The 1,258-nt window shown below is 37.1% G+C and carries 1 protein-coding gene; it reads left to right on the top strand.

The features are described from left to right. Positions 1-218 precede the first annotated feature (218 nt). Positions 219-983, top strand: a complete 765-nt coding sequence (locus HGG78_RS18785) for a class II glutamine amidotransferase (protein WP_053310582.1) — start codon at positions 219-221, stop codon at positions 981-983. Positions 984-1,258: the final 275 nt, after the last annotated feature.

The raw sequence follows: 1,258 nt of genomic DNA, 5'->3' as shown, positions 1-1,258 counted from the left end.
GTATGATCTTGATTCACTTTATATAAAGTAGTATGAACTAAATTAGGTCTTTATTTTTGCTCTCATTCATATAAATAAAAATATTGCCTATTTTTGAGTTACATCTTTAAACGGTGTTTTTATTGATAAAGGAAATAATGACACTTTTGACACCTTGCGAGAGGAGCATAAACATGCTTTATTGAAGATACTGTTATCTAGTTAGGAATATTCCCACTATGTGCCGCTGGCTCGCTTACCAAGGAAGTCCCATTTATCTTGACCAACTGGTTTATCAACCGGAACATTCATTAGTTCATCAAAGTTTAGAAGCACGTAAAGCTGTGACTCGAGTTAATGCTGATGGTTTTGGATTAGGTTGGTATACCGAGAGAAGTACCCCCGGACAGTTTCACGAAGTCTTACCGGCATGGGGCGATGAAAATTTACGCTCTCTTGCTCATCATATCTGCTCTCATCGATTTATGGCACATGTACGTTCTTCCACAGGGACACAAGTGTCGCGTTCAAATTGCCACCCCTTCATTTTAGATAATTGGATGTTTTTGCATAATGGGCAAATCGGTGAGTTTGAGAAAGTGAAATTTGCCCTAGAGAGAAAACTGCCAGAAGCACTTTATATAAAGCGTATGGGGACCACAGACAGTGAGCTAATTTTCCTACTTATGGTTAACAATGGCTTGTTTATTGATCCGATCAAAGCGATTCGTTCTACGATCAGTGAAATTGAAAATTTAATGGTGGAAAAGGAAATTGAACTACCATTTAAAGCCTCTATTTGTATCTCTGATGGACGTGAATTTTGGTTAGTTCGTTATAGTTCTGATGGTGTGCCACCCACTATATTTAGTAAGGTCGAAGGGGATGACATCGTATTAGCATCCGAACCTTTGGACAGCCATAATGGCTGGAAAATGATTGATCCACAGACCATTACTCACGTTGTGTTATCTGAGTGTATTGCCTATCCAATTATTGATTAACATTATTATTAATTGGTTTATCGTTTGCTCTTTTATTAGGGCAAATTACTTTTGAATATTTATCAATGTGTTATCTATATAACTCCATTAAAATAACAACAAAAAATATTTTGATCTATATCCAAACTATTTGGAGTTGCAGGTAGGTGGCAAGTGAGTGAATCCCCATGAGCATAGATAAACTATGTGATTGGGGTGAGCAAACGTAGCCAACACCGCTGCAACTTCAAGTAGGAATGGTATATATTGGTTGTTTAATTGACCAGCTAGAGTTA

Origin of the sequence: Vibrio aestuarianus, from assembly GCF_012395185.1 — a bacterium.
GTDB lineage: Bacteria > Pseudomonadota > Gammaproteobacteria > Enterobacterales > Vibrionaceae > Vibrio > Vibrio aestuarianus.
Note: the sequence above shows the minus strand (reverse complement) of the source record. Positions and strands in the feature narration are given on the sequence as shown.

Bases quoted from the DNA above. Each gene is read 5' to 3' on its own strand.
- HGG78_RS18785 (WP_053310582.1), top strand. From the start codon at position 219: ATGTGCCGCTGGCTCGCTTACCAAGGAAGTCCCATTTATCTTGACCAA.